The organism is Bradyrhizobium macuxiense (genome assembly GCF_001542415.1).
Taxonomy (GTDB): domain Bacteria; phylum Pseudomonadota; class Alphaproteobacteria; order Rhizobiales; family Xanthobacteraceae; genus Bradyrhizobium; species Bradyrhizobium macuxiense.
The window spans coordinates 171,432-186,293 of the sequence record NZ_LNCU01000115.1; the positions used below are offsets into that span (position 1 = coordinate 171,432).

At 64.3% G+C, this 14,862-nt stretch carries 12 protein-coding genes; 5 read left to right on the forward strand and 7 right to left on the reverse strand.

From position 1 onward, the window contains the following. Nucleotides 1–44 precede the first annotated feature (44 nt). Complete coding sequence (locus AS156_RS35450; protein ID WP_066514153.1) at nt 45–830, forward strand: DUF169 domain-containing protein; 786 nt, start codon at nt 45–47, stop codon at nt 828–830. A gap of 65 nt (nt 831–895) precedes the next feature. Continuing rightward, on the forward strand, nt 896–2,074 hold the full coding sequence (locus AS156_RS35455) for a saccharopine dehydrogenase family protein (protein WP_066514065.1): 1,179 nt from the start codon (nt 896–898) through the stop codon (nt 2,072–2,074). 192 nt (nt 2,075–2,266) lie between these two features. Here AS156_RS35455 and AS156_RS35460 read toward each other — a convergent pair whose 3' ends face one another. After that, a complete protein-coding gene (locus AS156_RS35460) occupies nt 2,267–3,463 on the reverse strand; it encodes an FAD-dependent monooxygenase (RefSeq protein WP_066514155.1) in 1,197 nt (398 codons plus the stop codon). Nucleotides 3,464–3,610: 147 nt separating this feature from the next. Between AS156_RS35460 and AS156_RS35465 the strand changes: the two genes are divergently transcribed. Next, the gene (locus AS156_RS35465) at nt 3,611–4,084 is read left to right on the forward strand and encodes a MarR family transcriptional regulator (protein ID WP_066514159.1); all 474 of its coding nucleotides are present in this window, start codon (nt 3,611–3,613) and stop codon (nt 4,082–4,084) included. Here the strand turns inward: AS156_RS35465 and AS156_RS35470 are convergent. The 4 genes from AS156_RS35470 to AS156_RS45705 all read right to left on the reverse strand — a co-directional run bounded on the left by AS156_RS35470 (nt 4,056) and on the right by AS156_RS45705 (nt 8,423). After that, on the reverse strand, nt 4,056–5,327 hold the full coding sequence (locus tag AS156_RS35470) for an O-antigen ligase family protein (RefSeq protein ID WP_066514066.1): 1,272 nt from the start codon (nt 5,325–5,327) through the stop codon (nt 4,056–4,058). The two genes, AS156_RS35465 and AS156_RS35470, sit on opposite strands and share 29 nt — an antisense overlap. Before the next feature lie 172 nt (nt 5,328–5,499). After that, complete coding sequence (locus AS156_RS35475; protein WP_066514069.1) at nt 5,500–7,038, reverse strand: undecaprenyl-phosphate glucose phosphotransferase; 1,539 nt, start codon at nt 7,036–7,038, stop codon at nt 5,500–5,502. Between the two features lie 116 nt (nt 7,039–7,154). Continuing rightward, complete coding sequence (locus AS156_RS35480) at nt 7,155–8,294, reverse strand: glycosyltransferase family 4 protein (RefSeq protein ID WP_066514071.1); 1,140 nt, start codon at nt 8,292–8,294, stop codon at nt 7,155–7,157. A 3-nt stretch (nt 8,295–8,297) separates the two neighbouring features. After that, entirely contained in the window at nt 8,298–8,423 is a 126-nt protein-coding gene (locus AS156_RS45705; RefSeq protein WP_283807963.1) for a hypothetical protein, read from the reverse strand. A gap of 176 nt (nt 8,424–8,599) precedes the next feature. Here AS156_RS45705 and AS156_RS35485 point away from each other — a divergent pair, with 176 nt between their 5' ends. Next, on the forward strand, nt 8,600–11,008 hold the full coding sequence (locus AS156_RS35485) for a GumC family protein (RefSeq protein WP_066514072.1): 2,409 nt from the start codon (nt 8,600–8,602) through the stop codon (nt 11,006–11,008). Nucleotides 11,009–11,029: 21 nt separating this feature from the next. Here the strand turns inward: AS156_RS35485 and AS156_RS35490 are convergent, their stop codons facing one another. Continuing rightward, on the reverse strand, nt 11,030–12,358 hold the full coding sequence (locus AS156_RS35490; RefSeq protein ID WP_066514073.1) for an MFS transporter: 1,329 nt from the start codon (nt 12,356–12,358) through the stop codon (nt 11,030–11,032). Between the two features lie 228 nt (nt 12,359–12,586). On the opposite strand from AS156_RS35490, the gene AS156_RS35495 reads away from it, so the two are divergent. Then, nucleotides 12,587–13,522, forward strand: a complete 936-nt coding sequence (locus tag AS156_RS35495) for a LysR family transcriptional regulator (protein WP_066514160.1) — start codon at nt 12,587–12,589, stop codon at nt 13,520–13,522. Nucleotides 13,523–13,553: 31 nt separating this feature from the next. On the opposite strand, the gene AS156_RS35500 is transcribed toward AS156_RS35495, so the two are convergent. Further along, entirely contained in the window at nt 13,554–14,747 is a 1,194-nt protein-coding gene (locus AS156_RS35500) for a GNAT family N-acetyltransferase (RefSeq protein WP_066514076.1), read from the reverse strand. Between the last annotated feature and the right edge of the window lie 115 nt (nt 14,748–14,862).

The window sequence follows — 14,862 nt, forward strand, 5'->3', positions numbered from 1 at the left end:
AGCCAACAGGCGGCGTGAAGCCGCCGATCACGGGAGTTCACGCCATGCAGCAGCAGACACCGCCGGAACAGTTCGACCTCGCCGCGATCGTCGCCGATCTGAACAGCCTGTTGCGGCTGAAGACCACCGTGATCGGCATCAAGATGTTCGCCAGGGTCGAGGATATGGAGGCGATCCCGAAGATCCGGCGTCCATCGGCGATCCACACCACCGACCAGATCGTGAGCATGGCCTCGCGGCTCGGCTGGACCGTCGGCATCACCGGCGACGATCTGGTCGGCGCGCAGTGTCGCGCGGTGATCGGGCTCGGCCCCCAGGACGAGAAATGGCTCGCCGGCGAAAACTACGTCGGTGTCTGGCACGGGACGTCAGAGGATGCGCGCAAGCGCCAGGAGGCGCTCGACGTCGTGCCTTACGGCCAGTACCAGGCAATGGCGGTGAGTCCATTGACCAGCGGCCGCCTCAATCCGCCTGACATCTGCCTCGTCTACGCGACGCCGGGCCAGATGATCATCCTGATCAACGGACTGCAGTATACGGGCTACAAGAAGTTCGAGTGGGGAGTGGTCGGCGAAACCGCTTGCGCAGATTCGTGGGGCCGAGCGCTGAAGACCGGCGAGCCGAGCCTGTCACTGCCGTGCTTTGCCGAACGCCGCTATGGCGGCGTGCCCGACGAGGAGATGCTGATGGCGCTGCCGCCGGCCTATCTCGTGAAGGCGATTGCGGGCATGAAGCAGCTCGCAAAGAACGGCCTGCGCTATCCGATCGCGCCCTATGGCATCCAGGCCGACGTGCGTGCCGGCATGGGCGTGTCCTACGCCAAGAAATAGCGGATTGCTTCGCTGCGCCCGCGGTGACAAAAGGGCGCCAATTCGTGTCCTTGGGAACCCAATCCATGTCCTCGTCGAAATTCGACATCGTCGTCTACGGCGCCACAGGCTTCACCGGCCAGCTGGTCGCCGAATATCTCGCCACCCATTACAAGGGTGACCGCGAGCTGAAATGGGCGATGGCCGGCCGCAGCAAGGACAAGCTCGCATCGGTCCGCGATGCGATCGGTGCGCCCGCCGAGACGCCGCTGGTCGTGGCTGATGCCGGCGACATCGCCTCGCTGAAGGCGATGGTCGCGCAGACCGGGTCGGTGATCTCCACCGTCGGTCCCTACCAGCTCTACGGCAACGAGCTGATCGCGGCCTGCGTGGAGGCCGGCGTCGACTATCTCGATCTCTGCGGCGAGCCGGTCTGGATGCGGCAGATGATCGACAAGCACGAGGCGGCCGCCAAGGCCAGCGGCGCGCGCATCGTGTTCTCCTGCGGTTTCGACTCGGTGCCGTTCGAGCTCGGCACCTTCTTCGTTCAGGAGGAGGCCAAGCAGGTGTTTGGTGCGCCGGTGGTGCGCGTCAAGGGCCGCGTGCGCGACATGCGCGGCACGCTGTCGGGGGGCACCGCGGCGAGCGCCAAGGCAACCTTCGATGCGATCTCCAAGGATCTCAGCCTCGTCGCCATCCTGAACAACCCGTTCGCACTGACCCCGGGATTTGAAGGCGCCAAGCAGCCGCGCGGCAACCGGCCGATGTACGAGGAGGACCTGCAGTCCTGGGCCGCGCCGTTCATGATGGCGCTGATCAACACGCGCAACGTCCATCGCTCCAACATGCTGATGGGCTATCCGTACGGAAAGGAATTCGTCTACGACGAAATGGTGCTGACCGGACAGGGAGAGAAGGGCGAGGCCAACGCCAAGCGCGTGATGGCGGCCAATGCCGAGAAGACCGGCCCGAACGCACCGAAGCCGGGCGAGGGGCCGTCAAAGGAAGAGCGCGAGAACGGTCTCTACGATCTCCTGTACGTCGCCATCGCGCCTGACGGCCGCGAGGTTCGCGCCGCGGTCAAGGGTGACCGCGACCCGGGCTATGGCTCGACCTCGAAGATGATTTCCGAATGCGCGATCTGTCTGCTGCGCGATACACCCGACGTGCCGGCGGGCTTCTGGACGCCCGGGGCGGCGATGCAGGCCAAGCTGATCAAGCGCCTCGTCGATCACGCCGGCCTGACGTTTGCGGTGGAGAAGTAGCGTCGGCTCCACTTCATCGTCATCGCCCGGCTTGCCGCCTTCTAAGGCTTCGGCGTGCCAAGGATTCATGGCCTCGTCGAAGCCTTGGCGTAGACGGGACCGGACGATCCAGTATCCCAGAGCTATCGCACACTAGCCGAAAAGCCGCGGCGTGCTGGACGCCCCGCCTTCGCGGGGCATGACAGATACGGACTACGCCGCGCGTGCGTCGTAGGCGTACATGAAGTCCATTCCTTTCGAAGCCAGCGGCAACATCAGCTTCAGCATGTGATCGCGGATCCACGCGCCGGTCGGGCTGAATTCACGTTTGCTGTTGCCGTTGCGGCGCGCGATCGCCACGATCTTCTCGGCGCGCGGACGTCGCTCATGCTCGAAATTCTGGAAGGTGATGCCGAGCTCCTGGTCCTCCAGCATCAGCCGGCCGAGGCGCATCGCGTCTTCGAGCGCGAGCGAGGCGCCCTGGCCGGCATGCGGGCTCGTGGCATGCGCGGCGTCGCCGATCAGAAGTGTGCGCTTGCGCGACCAGGTCGGCAGCGTCGCGACGTCGAGCGTGTCGGTGATCACGATGTTCTCGGCGGACTCGATGATCGCGGGGATCGGCGCATGCCAGCCGGCGTGGAAATCGCGCAAATGCTGCTTGATCGCATCCTGGCTCATCGCGCGGTAGGCCGCTGCGGTGATGCCGTGCGAGGGCTGGGTGCTCCACCACATCGCGCCGTCGTTCGGATTGGGGCTGCAGAGGCCGTAGCCGAAGAAGCCGCTTTGCCCGAACGTCGTCTCGACCCGCCGTCCGATCGGCAGGTTTTCGATCACCGCGCGCGGCATGAAGCCGCCGAAGCCTATCAGCCCGGTGTCGAATGGCATCGGTCCGTCCGGGATCACATGCCGCCGCACCGCCGAGTGCACGCCATCGGCGCCGATCACGAAATCGCCCTCGGCGGTGGTGCCGTCGTCGAAATAGGCGATGACGGGCTGGTCGCCGCGATCCTCGATCTTCACCAGCCGCTTCTCGAAGAACACTGCGACATTCGCGGACCAGGCGGCGTCGACCAACGCTTCGTTCAGGGTGGCGCGGCACATGTTCACTGCCGGCTGGCCGAAACGCTTCTCCATGTCGCGGTTCAGCGAGCCGAGTTTCTTGCCGGCCTGCGAGTAGAAGTCGAAGGACTCGGCGATCGAACCACGCTTGATCAGATCGTTGGCCAAACCCAGTTCGGCCAACACGCGCATGCCGTTCGGCGCGATCTGCAGGCCGCCGCCGATCCCGGTCGAATAGGGCCATGCCTCATAAAGCTCGACCTCCAGGCCGGCACGTTTCAGGAAGATCGCCGTTACCGGACCGGCGATACCGCCGCCGATGACGAGGGCCTTGCGGGAACGTTGAGTCATCATGCCTTGCTCCGTGTATCCTCGTGGGTTAGGAAAGGTTAGTGACTAACTATCTTAGTTACTAAGATATCAATCGACTAAGATGTGGGGTGAGCGTTGTCAAGCTCGAAATCGCGCGATGACTTGCTGCAGGAGCTTGAGAAGGCGATGCGCCGCTCGTCGGCGCAGGGGGTGATGTTCGGCCAAGTCGTTGCAAACATGGCCGGAATTTCCAACTCCGACATGGAGTGCATGGACATCCTCAACCTCGAGGGGCGGGTGACCGCCGGGCGTCTCGCGGAAGTGACCGGACTGACCACGGGCGCCATCACCGGGGTGGTGGATCGTCTGGAGAGGGCCGGCTATGTGCGCCGCGAGCGCGACGAAAGCGACCGGCGCAAGGTTTTCATTTCGGTGGTGGAGGAGAAGGCGGTCGAGATCGGCAAGTTCTACGTGCCGATGCAGGAGGCGATGCACCGCCTGTGGACCAGCTACAGCGACGACGAACTGCGACTGCTGCTGCGCTTCGCCAATGACGGCTACAAGGGCGTGCTGGAGGCGACCGAGGCGCTGAAGGCGGTGATCGACACGCCGCCCGAGAAGCGCGCCAGTTTCAAGATGCCGCCGAAATCTCGGCGTTGAGCGATGATGCCGATGTCGCGCGGTAGCGCTCGGCCGCCGCATACATGCCCCACATCGCGCCCAGCATCATCCAGAAGTGCCGCCAATGGTCGGTATCGATGATGAAGCTTTCGCCGACGATGCCGAGGAACGCCGAGAAGATCGCCAGATAAGCGCGCTGCCAGGGCACGCGCACGAAGATGTAGCGGAAGCCGGTGATCACGCTGACGAACACCAGCGCCGGATAGCAGACGCCCGAGATCCAGCCGCCCGACATGAAGGCGTTGAGGAAGGAATTGTGGGTGTCTTCGGGGAAATAAGTGTGGAATTGCAGCGGCCCGATCCCGAAGGGCACCTGCAGCGCCATCTGGGCGCCGAGGATGTGGCGGCCGAACCGGCCGAAGCGGCCTTCGTCATAGCTCTGGTCGAAGCTCGCGCGCTGCTTGAACATGTCTGCGACCGAGCTGAGCGAGAGCAGCACGGCGACCAGCGCCGCTGCGAGGATGACCGCGATCAGCGCCATGACGATGATGCGCGAACGTTGCGCCGGTGAGCGGCTGGTGAACACCATCAGCATCAGCATGAACGCCGAGGTGATGATCAGCCCGCCCCAGGCCGCGCGGGAGAATGACAGCAGCACCGCGAGCGAGATGATGCCGAACGCGATCGCATTGCGGAACGCCTTGCCGAAGCGATCGGAGACCACGCTCTGCAGCGTGAACAGCGCCGGCAGGATCAGGAACGCGCCGAGGACGTTCGGATCCTTGAAGGTGCCGCGCGCACGGTCGTAGAGCGTCAGGAGATCATAGCCGCCGGGCACCAGATGGAAGTAGCCCGCGATGCCCGAGATCGAGGCGATCATCGCACCGACGATCAGGCCGCGGCGCAACATGTCGAGGCGCGCGTCGGTGTCCTCCGCAATCACCATGGCGAAGAACATGACGGTGATCGCCATGTACCAGGAGGTGAGGATCCAGTTCATCACCTCCGGCTTGTCGAGGAACGGAATGGCGCCGATGCTGTAGCCGACATTGAGCACGATCAGCGTGAACAGCAGCGGCATGAAGACGAGCCGCATCCGCAAGCCCGTCGCGAAGAACAGGACGGAGGCGATCAGCGTGACGAATTCATACGGGCTCGGCTCGAAGAACACGATGGCGACCGACGCGCCGGCGAGCCACACCAATGCCCGCTGCAGCGCCACCACGCCGGGCGGTGCCGTGATCGGGAAGTCGGACGTTTCGGCTGTTGCCGCATAGGCCATCGGATACTCACGCAACGCAACACATACACGCAGACGCCGTCATTGCGAGGAGCTCGCGGCAAAATTGCAGAGCAATTTTGCGCTGAAGCGACGAAGCAATCCACCTATCTCCGAGTTGTAGTGTGGATTGCTTCGCTGCGCTCGCAATGACGAGCGGTCGATTCCGCCAAACTCAATACGCGTTCTCGTTCTTGGTCAGCAGCGAGAACGGTGTCTTGAAGAGAATGTAGAGGTCGAACAGCACCGACCAGTTCTCGATGTAATAGAGATCGAACTCGACGCGCTTCTGGATCTTCTCGTCAGTGTCGACCTCGCCGCGCCAGCCGTTGACTTGCGCCCAGCCGGTGATGCCGGGCTTGACGCGATGACGGGCGAAGTAGCCGTCGACGGCCTCGTCGAACAGGCGGTTCTGCAGCTTGCCCTGCACGGCGTGCGGGCGCGGACCGACCAGCGAGAGGTTGCCTTTGAACACGACGTTGAACAGCTGCGGCAGTTCGTCGAGCGAGGACTTGCGGATGAAGCGGCCGACGCGGGTGACGCGCGGGTCGTTCTTGGTCACGACCTTGGACGCGGTCGGATCGGCCTGGTGGTGATAGAGCGAGCGGAACTTGAATACGTCGATCCGTTCGTTGTTGAAGCCGAAGCGCTTCTGGCGGAACAGCACGGGACCCGGACTGTCGAGCCGGATCGCGAGCGCGACCAGCGCCATCACCGGGAGGGCGGCGAGCAGGATCAGGCCGCCGACGATGCGGTCGAACAGCCATTTCATCACCAGATCCCAGTCGGTGATCGGCGCCTCGAACACATCCAGCGTCGGGACCTTGCCGACATAGGAGTAGGAGCGGGGGCGGAAGCGCAGTTTGTTGGTGTGCGCCGACAGGCGGATGTCGACCGGCAGCACCCACAATTTCTTCAGCATCTCCAGGATGCGCGTTTCTGCCGAGATCGGCAGCGCAAACAGCACGAGGTCGACGCGAGTGCGGCGGGCGAATTCGACGATGTCGTCGACCTTGCCGAGCTTGGGGCTGCCGGCGCACGTATCCATGGCGCGATCGTCGTTGCGGTCGTCGAACACCCCGAGCACGTGGATGTCTGAATCCTCCTCGGCCTTCAGCGCCTCGATGAGCTGCTCGCCTGCCTTGTCGGCGCCGACAATGATGGTGCGGCGGTCGAGCCGGCCGTCATGCGCCCAAGCGCGTACCATGGAGCGGAGCAGCAGGCGCTCGACGATCAGGACGGAGAGACCGACGAAGAAGAACGACGACAGCCAGACCCGCGACACTTCGCCGCCGAGCTTGACCAGGAAGGACACGCCGATGAACAGCAGGAAGACGAACGTCCATGACGAAATCATCCGCGTCATCTGGCGGAGCTGGCCGCGGAAGATCTGGACCTCGTAGATGTCGGCGGCCTGGAAGCAGATCACCGCAGTCACCGTCATGCCGATGATCGCTGCGATGTATTCCCAGTGGAAGCCGGAGAGCGGCTTGACGTAGGCGAGATACAGGCCGACGCCGACGAGGCTGAGCAGCACGAAATCGGCAATGCGGACCGCACCGGCGATCACGACCGGCGAATAGGCGCCGCGAACTTTCTGGTTGGTGACGGCGAGCGCGGCCGGCGACAGCCGCCGGCGTCGTTCGACCTGCGGGCGACCGGTCGTTGCAGACGCCGCGGCGTCCAGCATCGAGCGTGCGTTAAACGGTTCCACGTGTCCACGTCCATTCCTGCGCATGCACATAGGTACGCGAGCGCAGGGCGAGAATTCCCCCAGGGCGCGACTTAACGGGACAAATCGGAAGAAACGGTTACGGGTGCATGGAATGGTTAACGCTTGGCAAATGCGTCGCGATAGCCGGCCAGAACGCCCTCGACCATGGCGCCTTGCGAGAAGTGCTGGGAGATGCGCTCGCGCAGCTTCTCCGCCCGCGTCGCTGTGGCCGCGGGATTGTCGAGCGCGGCCTTGATGGCGTCGGCCATAGCAGCCGCATTGCTTGGAGCGAACAGGGCGTCGGTGTGGGTGTCGAAGATCTCCGGGATGCCGCCGACATTGGCGGCAATCATCGGAATACCGGCTGCCGCGGCCTCGATCACCACATAGGGCATGGAATCGCCGCGCGACGGCACGACCAGCAGGCGGCCCTTGGAAAAGCCGTAGCGCGCCTTGACGTGGCCGATGAAGCGGACGACCTCGCCGAGCGACAGCCGCTTGACCTGCGCCTTGAGCCCTTCGAATTCCTCGCCGTCGCCGCCCAGCGTCAGCGTCACCGGCTTGCCCTCGGCGCGCAGCTTGGCGACTGCGTCGATCAGGAGGTCGGCGCCCTTGATGTGCCTGAACTCGCCGACATAGACGAGATCGGTGGCGTCGTCGGCCCTCGGAACAGGCTCGAATTCTTCGGCGGCGACGCCGTTGAACACACAGTGCACGAGTCCGTTCGGCACCCCGACGGTGCGCTGATATGTGTTGCGGGCGAACGCGCTCTCGAACAGGAACAGATCGGTGCTGTTCATCAGCGTGCGCTCGAGCTGGCTGTAGAACTGCCCCTTCAACGTGTCGAGCGGGTAGTGCAGCGAGCCGCCATGCGGCGTGTAGACCCGGATGACCTTGTGCGAACGCCGCCGCGAGCGGACATAGGCGCCGGCCTTGGCACCGTGGCCATGCACCACGTCGGGCTTCAGCTTCCAGATCAGGCCGGCGATGCGGGCCCACACCGCGACGTCGCCAAGGCGCGGCTCGCGGCGGATTGCCACACGGCGGACGCCGAGCTTGAGGCGCGGTGCGATCTCGGTGAGCGCCGCCTCGGCGCGCGCGCCGCCGGTGAGGCTGTCGGCGACGATGCCGACATGATGGCCGCGCTCGATCTGGCCGTTGGCGACATCGAGGATGTGACGGAAGATGCCGCCGACCGGCGCGCGGACGACATGCAGAATACGAAGCGGCTGTTGCTCTTTCCGATCTTCCTCCATCGATCAGAACCAGCGCTGGTTGATGAATACGATGTCGCCGGGACCGACTGGCGCAGCGCGGCGGCGCATGCAGCCCGGCAGCGCGAGCGCAGCAATCGGATAAGCAAGGGGGGCGCGTGGACCGCGCATTGCAAGGAATCCCGGAAAATATGAGCCTCGATTAACGGCGCTCATGGTTAACAAAGGATGACGGTCTCCGCGTTGCTGGGGCAGGTCGCTGTTCCCTCGATTAACCCAGCAGCAACCTTAATGGAGTGTAATCGCCTCGGTTGAGGTGGAGTCGCGGCGTCCGCGGGAGTGGTGTGATGCAGTTTGCGTTCTGGCGTAGAGGCAAGGAAAAGGCCGTCGTGCAACGGGCGTTGCCGAAGTCTGCGCCCGTTGCCGGCGAGCCCGCCGCTGCGAAGCCGGCTTTCGCGAATCCCGGTCCGGTCAAACCGGATCGCGCCCCCGAGGCAAGCGATCTCGATCTGCACGCGCTCGGCCAGGCGCTGGCGCGCCGCCGCGGCTGGATTATCGTTCCGACAGTGCTCGCCTTCGCGCTGTCGCTGGCCGCCGTCAACATCGTCACCCCGCGCTACAAGTCTGAAGCCCGCATCCTGATCGATGGCCGCGAGAACGTCTTCATGCGGCCGAACGGCGAGCGCGACCAGGACCGCACGGCACTCGACGCAGAGGCGGTGACGAGCCAGGTGCAGCTGCTGCTGTCGCGCGATCTCGCACGCGACATCATCAAGAAGAACAAGCTTGCCGAGCGTCCCGAGTTCGATCCGGTGCTGCGCGGCTTCTCGCCGCTGAAGTCGCTGCTGGCGCTGTTCGGCATCGGCCGTGACCCGTTCTCCCTGACGCCGGAAGAGCGAGTGCTCGATGCCTATTACGAGCGCTTTCAGGCCTATGCGGTCGACAAGTCGCGCGTCATGGTGATCGAATTCCAGTCGCAGGATCCGGATCTCGCCGCGCGCGTCGCCAACTCCATCGCGGACGGCTATCTCGTGTTGCAGCAGGCGGCGCGGCAGGACCAGGCCAAATCCGCGAGCACATGGCTCTCGGGCGAGATCGACAATCTGCGCAAGAAGGTTTCGGACGCCGACGCGCGCGTCGAGGATTTCCGTTCGAAGTCGGGTCTGTTCGTCGGCACCAACAACACCACGCTGTCCAACCAGCAGATGGGCGAGCTGAACACGCAGCTCAACAATGCCCGTGCGCTGAAGGCTGATGCCGAGACCAAGGCGCGGCTGATCCGCGAGATGCTCCAGAGCGGCAAGCCGATCGAGGCATCGGAGGTGCTCAATTCCGAATCGATCCGCCGGCTGAGCGAACAGCGCGCCGCGGTCCGCGCGCAGCTTGCCGAGCAGTCGTCGACGCTGCTCGATAACCATCCGCGCATCAAGGAGTTGAAGGCGCAACTCTCCGACTATGACCGACAGTTGCGCGACGAGGCGGCCAAGATATCGCGCTCGCTCGAGAACGATGCCCGTGTCGCCGACGGCCGGGTCCAGGCCTTGTCCGTGAACCTGGACCAGTTGAAAAAGCAGGCGTCATCGAGCAACGGCCAGGACGTGCAGCTCCGCGCGCTGGAGCGCGAGGCCAAGGCGCAGCGCGATCTGCTCGAAACCTATCTTGCCAAATACCGTGAGGCGACCGCCCGCGAAAATATCGACAGCGCGCCGATCGACGGCCGCGTCATCTCGCGTGCCTCGGTGTCGAACACGCCGGCCTATCCGAAGAAGCTGCCGATCGTCCTGATCGCGACGCTGGCGACGCTTCTGCTGTCGTCAGGCCTGATCATCACCCGCGAACTCCTGCGCATATCTGCGCCTGCCGCGGTCAGCCGCGCTTTCGCGTCGGCCGCAGCGCCGATCAGGCGCCGCGAGCCGGTGATGGAGCCTGTCTCGGAGCCTGTCTTGGAGCCAGTGGTCGAGGAGCGCCACGAGCCGGAGCTGTCGCGTGGGCGGCAACGGGCGGCGGAGCAGGGGCCTTCGCCGGAGCCTGAATTCTCGCCAGCGCCCGAGCTGTCGCCGGAGCCCGTGACCGCGCCGGAGCCCGTGACCGCGCCGGAGCCCATGGTCGCGCACGAGCGCGCCGTCAGCGAGCCGTCGGCGCCTACCGAGCCGGTCAGCGAAATCGACGAACTCGCCGCGCGCCTCGTCGCTGACGGGACCGCCGCCCACAAGATCACGATCCTCGGCACGGCAGGAGGCGAGGGCGTCACGATGACCGCGCTGACGCTGGCCCGCCTGATGGCTCGCCAGGCCAAGGTCGTCGTGGTCGATCTGGTCGCGTCCTCGCCGACGCTGACGGCGGCCTCGGTCGATCCGAATGCACCGGGTCTTGCTGAACTGATGCAGGGCGAGGCGACGTTTGCGCAGATCATTACCAAGGATCGGCAGTCGCGCGTGCAACTCGTCACCGCCGGACGTCCGGGGTTCGATCGCTCGCTTCTGCAATCGCCGCGGCTGTCGCTCGCGATCGACGCCTTGCTCAGGGTCTACGATCACGTGCTGCTCGATGCCGGATCGGCCGTCGATTTGCCGGCTGATCTCTTGACCGCGCAGGCGCAGGCCATCGTCGTGCCCGATGCCGCGATGGCGCAGGACGCACGCAAGATGATGGTCGATCAGCTCAAGGCCGTCGGGTTCTCCCGCGTGACGATGCTGAGCAAGCCGTGCGCGGCATCGGACGTCGTCGTGCCGGGACCGCGCGTGGTGGCGGCCTGACCGCCTCGCGCGCTTTGTCGTTCAGTGCGCCATCATAGGCTCGCGCGTGCTCCGCTCGAGCCGCGGATCAATCCGCAATCTGATCGCGACAATGGCGCCGATCAATCCGACCACCGCGAGCAGCAGCAGCCCCGCGGTAAATCCGCCCGTCAGATCCTTCAGATATCCCATGGCGAACGGGCCGGCGAAGCCCGAGAGATTGCCGAGCGAGTTGATGGCGGCAATTCCTGCGGCGGCGGACGCGCCGGTCAGCATGCCTGCCGGCATCGGCCAGAACATCGGGGGCACCGCCGAGACGCCGATCTGGGCCAGGCAGAGCAGGACTACGATCAAGACCGGACTCGTCACCACTCCGGCCAGGCCGATCCCGACGGCGGCCAGCGTCAGCGCCGCAGCGACATGAATCTTCCTTTCGCCGGTCTGGTCCGAATGGCGACCGAGCAGGACCATGCCGATGGCGCCGAACACGAACGGCAGTGCCGCGATCAGTCCCGTCTGGGTATCAGTTACACCAAACGCCTTGATGATGGTCGGCAGGAAGAATGCGACGCCGTAACTCGCCGCGTTGAGGCAGAAGTACACCACGGAGCAGGCGAGAATTCGCATGTCGGTCAGGGCCTGCATGACCGAAATATGCTCCGCCTCCACCGTTCGCTGCCGCTCGAATTCGAGCGTGTCCTGTATCCAGCTGACCTCGTCCGGCTTGAGCCAGGTCGCCTGGCGCGGGAAGTCAGGCAGGAACATCAGGACGCCGAAGCCGACCAGCACCGACGGCAGCGCCTCGCAGATGAATAGCCATTGCCAACCCTGCAAGCTCAGTCCGGACAGATTGAGCAGCAGTCCCGAGATCGGAGATCCGATGATGCTCGAGATCGGAATCGCCAGCATGAACAGGCTGATGACACGGGCGCGATACACCGCCGGGAACCACAGCGTCAGATAGAAGATAATGCCGGGGAAGAAGCCCGCTTCGCAGGCGCCGAGCAGCAGGCGGAGGAAATAGAAGATCCACTCGTTCGATATTCCTGATGCTGCAGACATCGACGGAATGAAGGCGAATGCCGCCGATACGATGCCCCAACTGATCATGATGCGGGCAATCCAGCGCCGCGCGCCAAACCGTTCCAGGAGGATGTTGGATGGCACTTCGAAGAAGAAATATCCAATGAAGAACAGGCCGGCGCCCAGTCCGAACGCGGCTTCGCTCAAGCCGAGCGACTCGTTCATGTGCAGCTTGGCGAAGCCGACATTGACGCGATCAAGATAGGCTACGAAATAACAGAGGATCAGGAATGGGATCAGCCGCCGCATGATCTTGCCGATGGCGCGCTTCTCGACATTGTCGGTCATCGTTCCCGTCCCTCCTGCTTTGTTGATTTGGCACGCGCCGATATGACCCGGCGACGAGCGCTTCCGCGCCCTCCGGGGAGGGGCCAGCCCTTGCAGGCTATGCGTTCATTGTTGTGTAATTGAGAGGCGGGTGACTAATGGCATTTGGGAATGGAGCCACGGCGAAACCGTCATGATGCATCGCGGCATGAACGTTGGAACCTTGCCGGGCAGGATGGCGAAAAGGCTGTGATCAAGGACCTCAAACTGCGGCAGCTCCGCCTGCTGGTCGCTCTCGACAGCGAACGCAAGCTTCAGCTCGCGGCTGAGCGTCTGAACATCACCCAGTCGGCCGCGTCGAAAATGCTCGCCGAGATCGAGGCGCTCGCCCGGGTTCCGCTGTTCGAGCGAACCGCGCGCGGCGTCGAGCCGACGGCCTATGGCGCGATCCTGATCCGTGGCGGCAAAAGCGTGCTGGCGGATCTCGACCAGGTCACCGACGAGTTCGCCGGCTACAAGTCGGGTGAACTCGGCACGGTGTCGATTGGAACGGTCGCGAGGCCCTGCGCCGACCTGGTGATCGAGGTCATCGAGTATCTCGGCAAGAAGCATCAGCGGGTGAACATCACGCTCGACGTCAGCACCAGCCCGCCGCTGATCGAGCGTCTGCTCGCGCTCGAATTCGATTTCGTGGTTGCCCGGATTCCCGCCGACGTCGATCCTCGGCAATTCGACTATTACGAGATCGGTGCAGAGGAGGCCGCGCTGCTCGTTCGCGCGGAGCATCCGCTGGCCGACAGCGAGCTCGTCGAGCTGGAGGACATGGTCGACCAGCAGTGGGTCTGCCAGCCGCAGGGATCCTTCATGCGCCAGGCGCTGGAGCGCTTGTTCTACAGCCGCGGGGTCACGCCGCCCCGGCGCATCATCAATACCGAGTCTTTTCTCGCGTCGGTCGGAATCGCAGCGCGGATCGATGCGATCGTGCCGGTTCCGATGCTCATATTCGATCTGGTCGATCCGGAGCGTTTCAGGAAGCTGCGCATCCGGGACCAGCTGATGTTGGAGAGCTATGGCCTGATCAGGTTACGCAAGCGCACACTGTCGCCCGCCGCCACACTGGTCTTCGATGCAATGATGCGGCTTGGCGTGCCGAACGGCCGGTCTGCGTCGAACGGCCAATCCTGAAAGCTATCGCACGAGCCTCAGTGACGCGCTGTCAACGGAACATGCTGCGCAGGTTCTGCGCGATCTCGAACAGGACTGCGTTGTGCTTCACCGTGCGCTTGGCGCGATTGAGGCCTGACCATGCGCTGGCCGCCAGCCGTCCGCGCAGGCTAAGCGGAACGAAGCTGTCGAAGATCGCTTCGTCGTCCTTGCAGAACAGCCGCTTGTATTCGTCCGATCCGATCCCGAGATCGAAGGCGCGATAGTCCTCGCCGGCATGGCGATCGATGATGTCGCGCATCAGGATCAGGCCGGGGCTGTATTTGGAATTGCCGGACATCGTGTAGGTGTTGAACATCATCGAGAACCGATGGCCGTCAGCGACGCCGGCGAAGATCGCGATGACCTCGTCGTCGCATTCCAGCGCATGGATGTCGATGACATGGCGCGAGCCGTCACCGAGCGGCGTGAGGCAGGCGGTGCGGATGAACTGCTCGACACCGGGTTCGGCGAACACGTTCGGCAGCTTCTGCTCGGCCATCCGCTCCGGCTTGACGCGGAAGAACCAGTCGAGCAGTCGGCTGATGTCGGCGCTCTCGGTTGCCATGTGATAGCGGAAACCCGGCAGCGGCTGCAGCTTGCGCTCCTTGCCCTTGAGGCGGCGGCGGAACGAATTGCTGATCAGGGTCGCGGGCGCAGAACCCGGCTCGATCACGAGCAGCGGGCAATCATTTGCCGAGGGCTGGCGCGGCAGGAGCGCCAGCGGGTTCGGCAGGTCCTGCCACCGCAATGGCTGCTGGTGCAGCACCAGCGCATCGACGCGGGACCGATCGGCGATGGAGCGCACCAGCGCGGCGAGGTCGGCCTCGGTCGCGTTGGCGGCGAAATCCTTGTCGCACAGCGCCATGTTGAAGGTCGAATGCTTGCCGCCCATGAAGCCGGCGCACCGCGCGCCCCATTTTGACTCGACCGCCAACGGCAGCAGCATCAGGGGCCGGCGCTCGCCGTCATGCGCGACGATGATGAAGGGCCGCAGGCCCTCGCGCTCGCCGACCTGGCGCTGCCAGGCGGCCAGGAAGTCGAAACGTTGATACGGGGTGAAGGATTGCCGCGACGCCTCGAAACCGCGCCAGACCGCTTCGGCGGCGCCAAGATCGTGGAAAATGTCGACGCCGGCGATGCGGCTTGCATTTGACCACGTCCGCGCATCCGCCGTCCGGCCCTGGATTGCTGCAGCCATGGTCATTCGGAACCCGCTTCTTCTAGGTATTTGTTCACAGTTTTCGACGGCGGCGACCTTCGCAGGGAAATGTCAACAAAGGGTAATAACAATGCCACGGCGGCGGGTGGGAACCGCCGGA

Bases quoted from the DNA above. Each gene is read 5' to 3' on its own strand.
- AS156_RS35450 (WP_066514153.1), top strand. From the start codon at position 45: ATGCAGCAGCAGACACCGCCGGAACAGTTCGACCTCGCCGCGATCGTC.
- AS156_RS35455 (WP_066514065.1), top strand. From the start codon at position 896: ATGTCCTCGTCGAAATTCGACATCGTCGTCTACGGCGCCACAGGCTTC.
- AS156_RS35460 (WP_066514155.1), bottom strand. From the start codon at position 3,463: ATGACTCAACGTTCCCGCAAGGCCCTCGTCATCGGCGGCGGTATCGCC.
- AS156_RS35465 (WP_066514159.1), top strand. From the start codon at position 3,611: ATGCGCCGCTCGTCGGCGCAGGGGGTGATGTTCGGCCAAGTCGTTGCA.
- AS156_RS35470 (WP_066514066.1), bottom strand. From the start codon at position 5,327: ATGGCCTATGCGGCAACAGCCGAAACGTCCGACTTCCCGATCACGGCA.
- AS156_RS35480 (WP_066514071.1), bottom strand. From the start codon at position 8,294: ATGGAGGAAGATCGGAAAGAGCAACAGCCGCTTCGTATTCTGCATGTC.
- AS156_RS45705 (WP_283807963.1), bottom strand. From the start codon at position 8,423: ATGCGCGGTCCACGCGCCCCCCTTGCTTATCCGATTGCTGCGCTCGCG.
- AS156_RS35485 (WP_066514072.1), top strand. From the start codon at position 8,600: ATGCAGTTTGCGTTCTGGCGTAGAGGCAAGGAAAAGGCCGTCGTGCAA.
- AS156_RS35490 (WP_066514073.1), bottom strand. From the start codon at position 12,358: ATGACCGACAATGTCGAGAAGCGCGCCATCGGCAAGATCATGCGGCGG.
- AS156_RS35500 (WP_066514076.1), bottom strand. From the start codon at position 14,747: ATGACCATGGCTGCAGCAATCCAGGGCCGGACGGCGGATGCGCGGACG.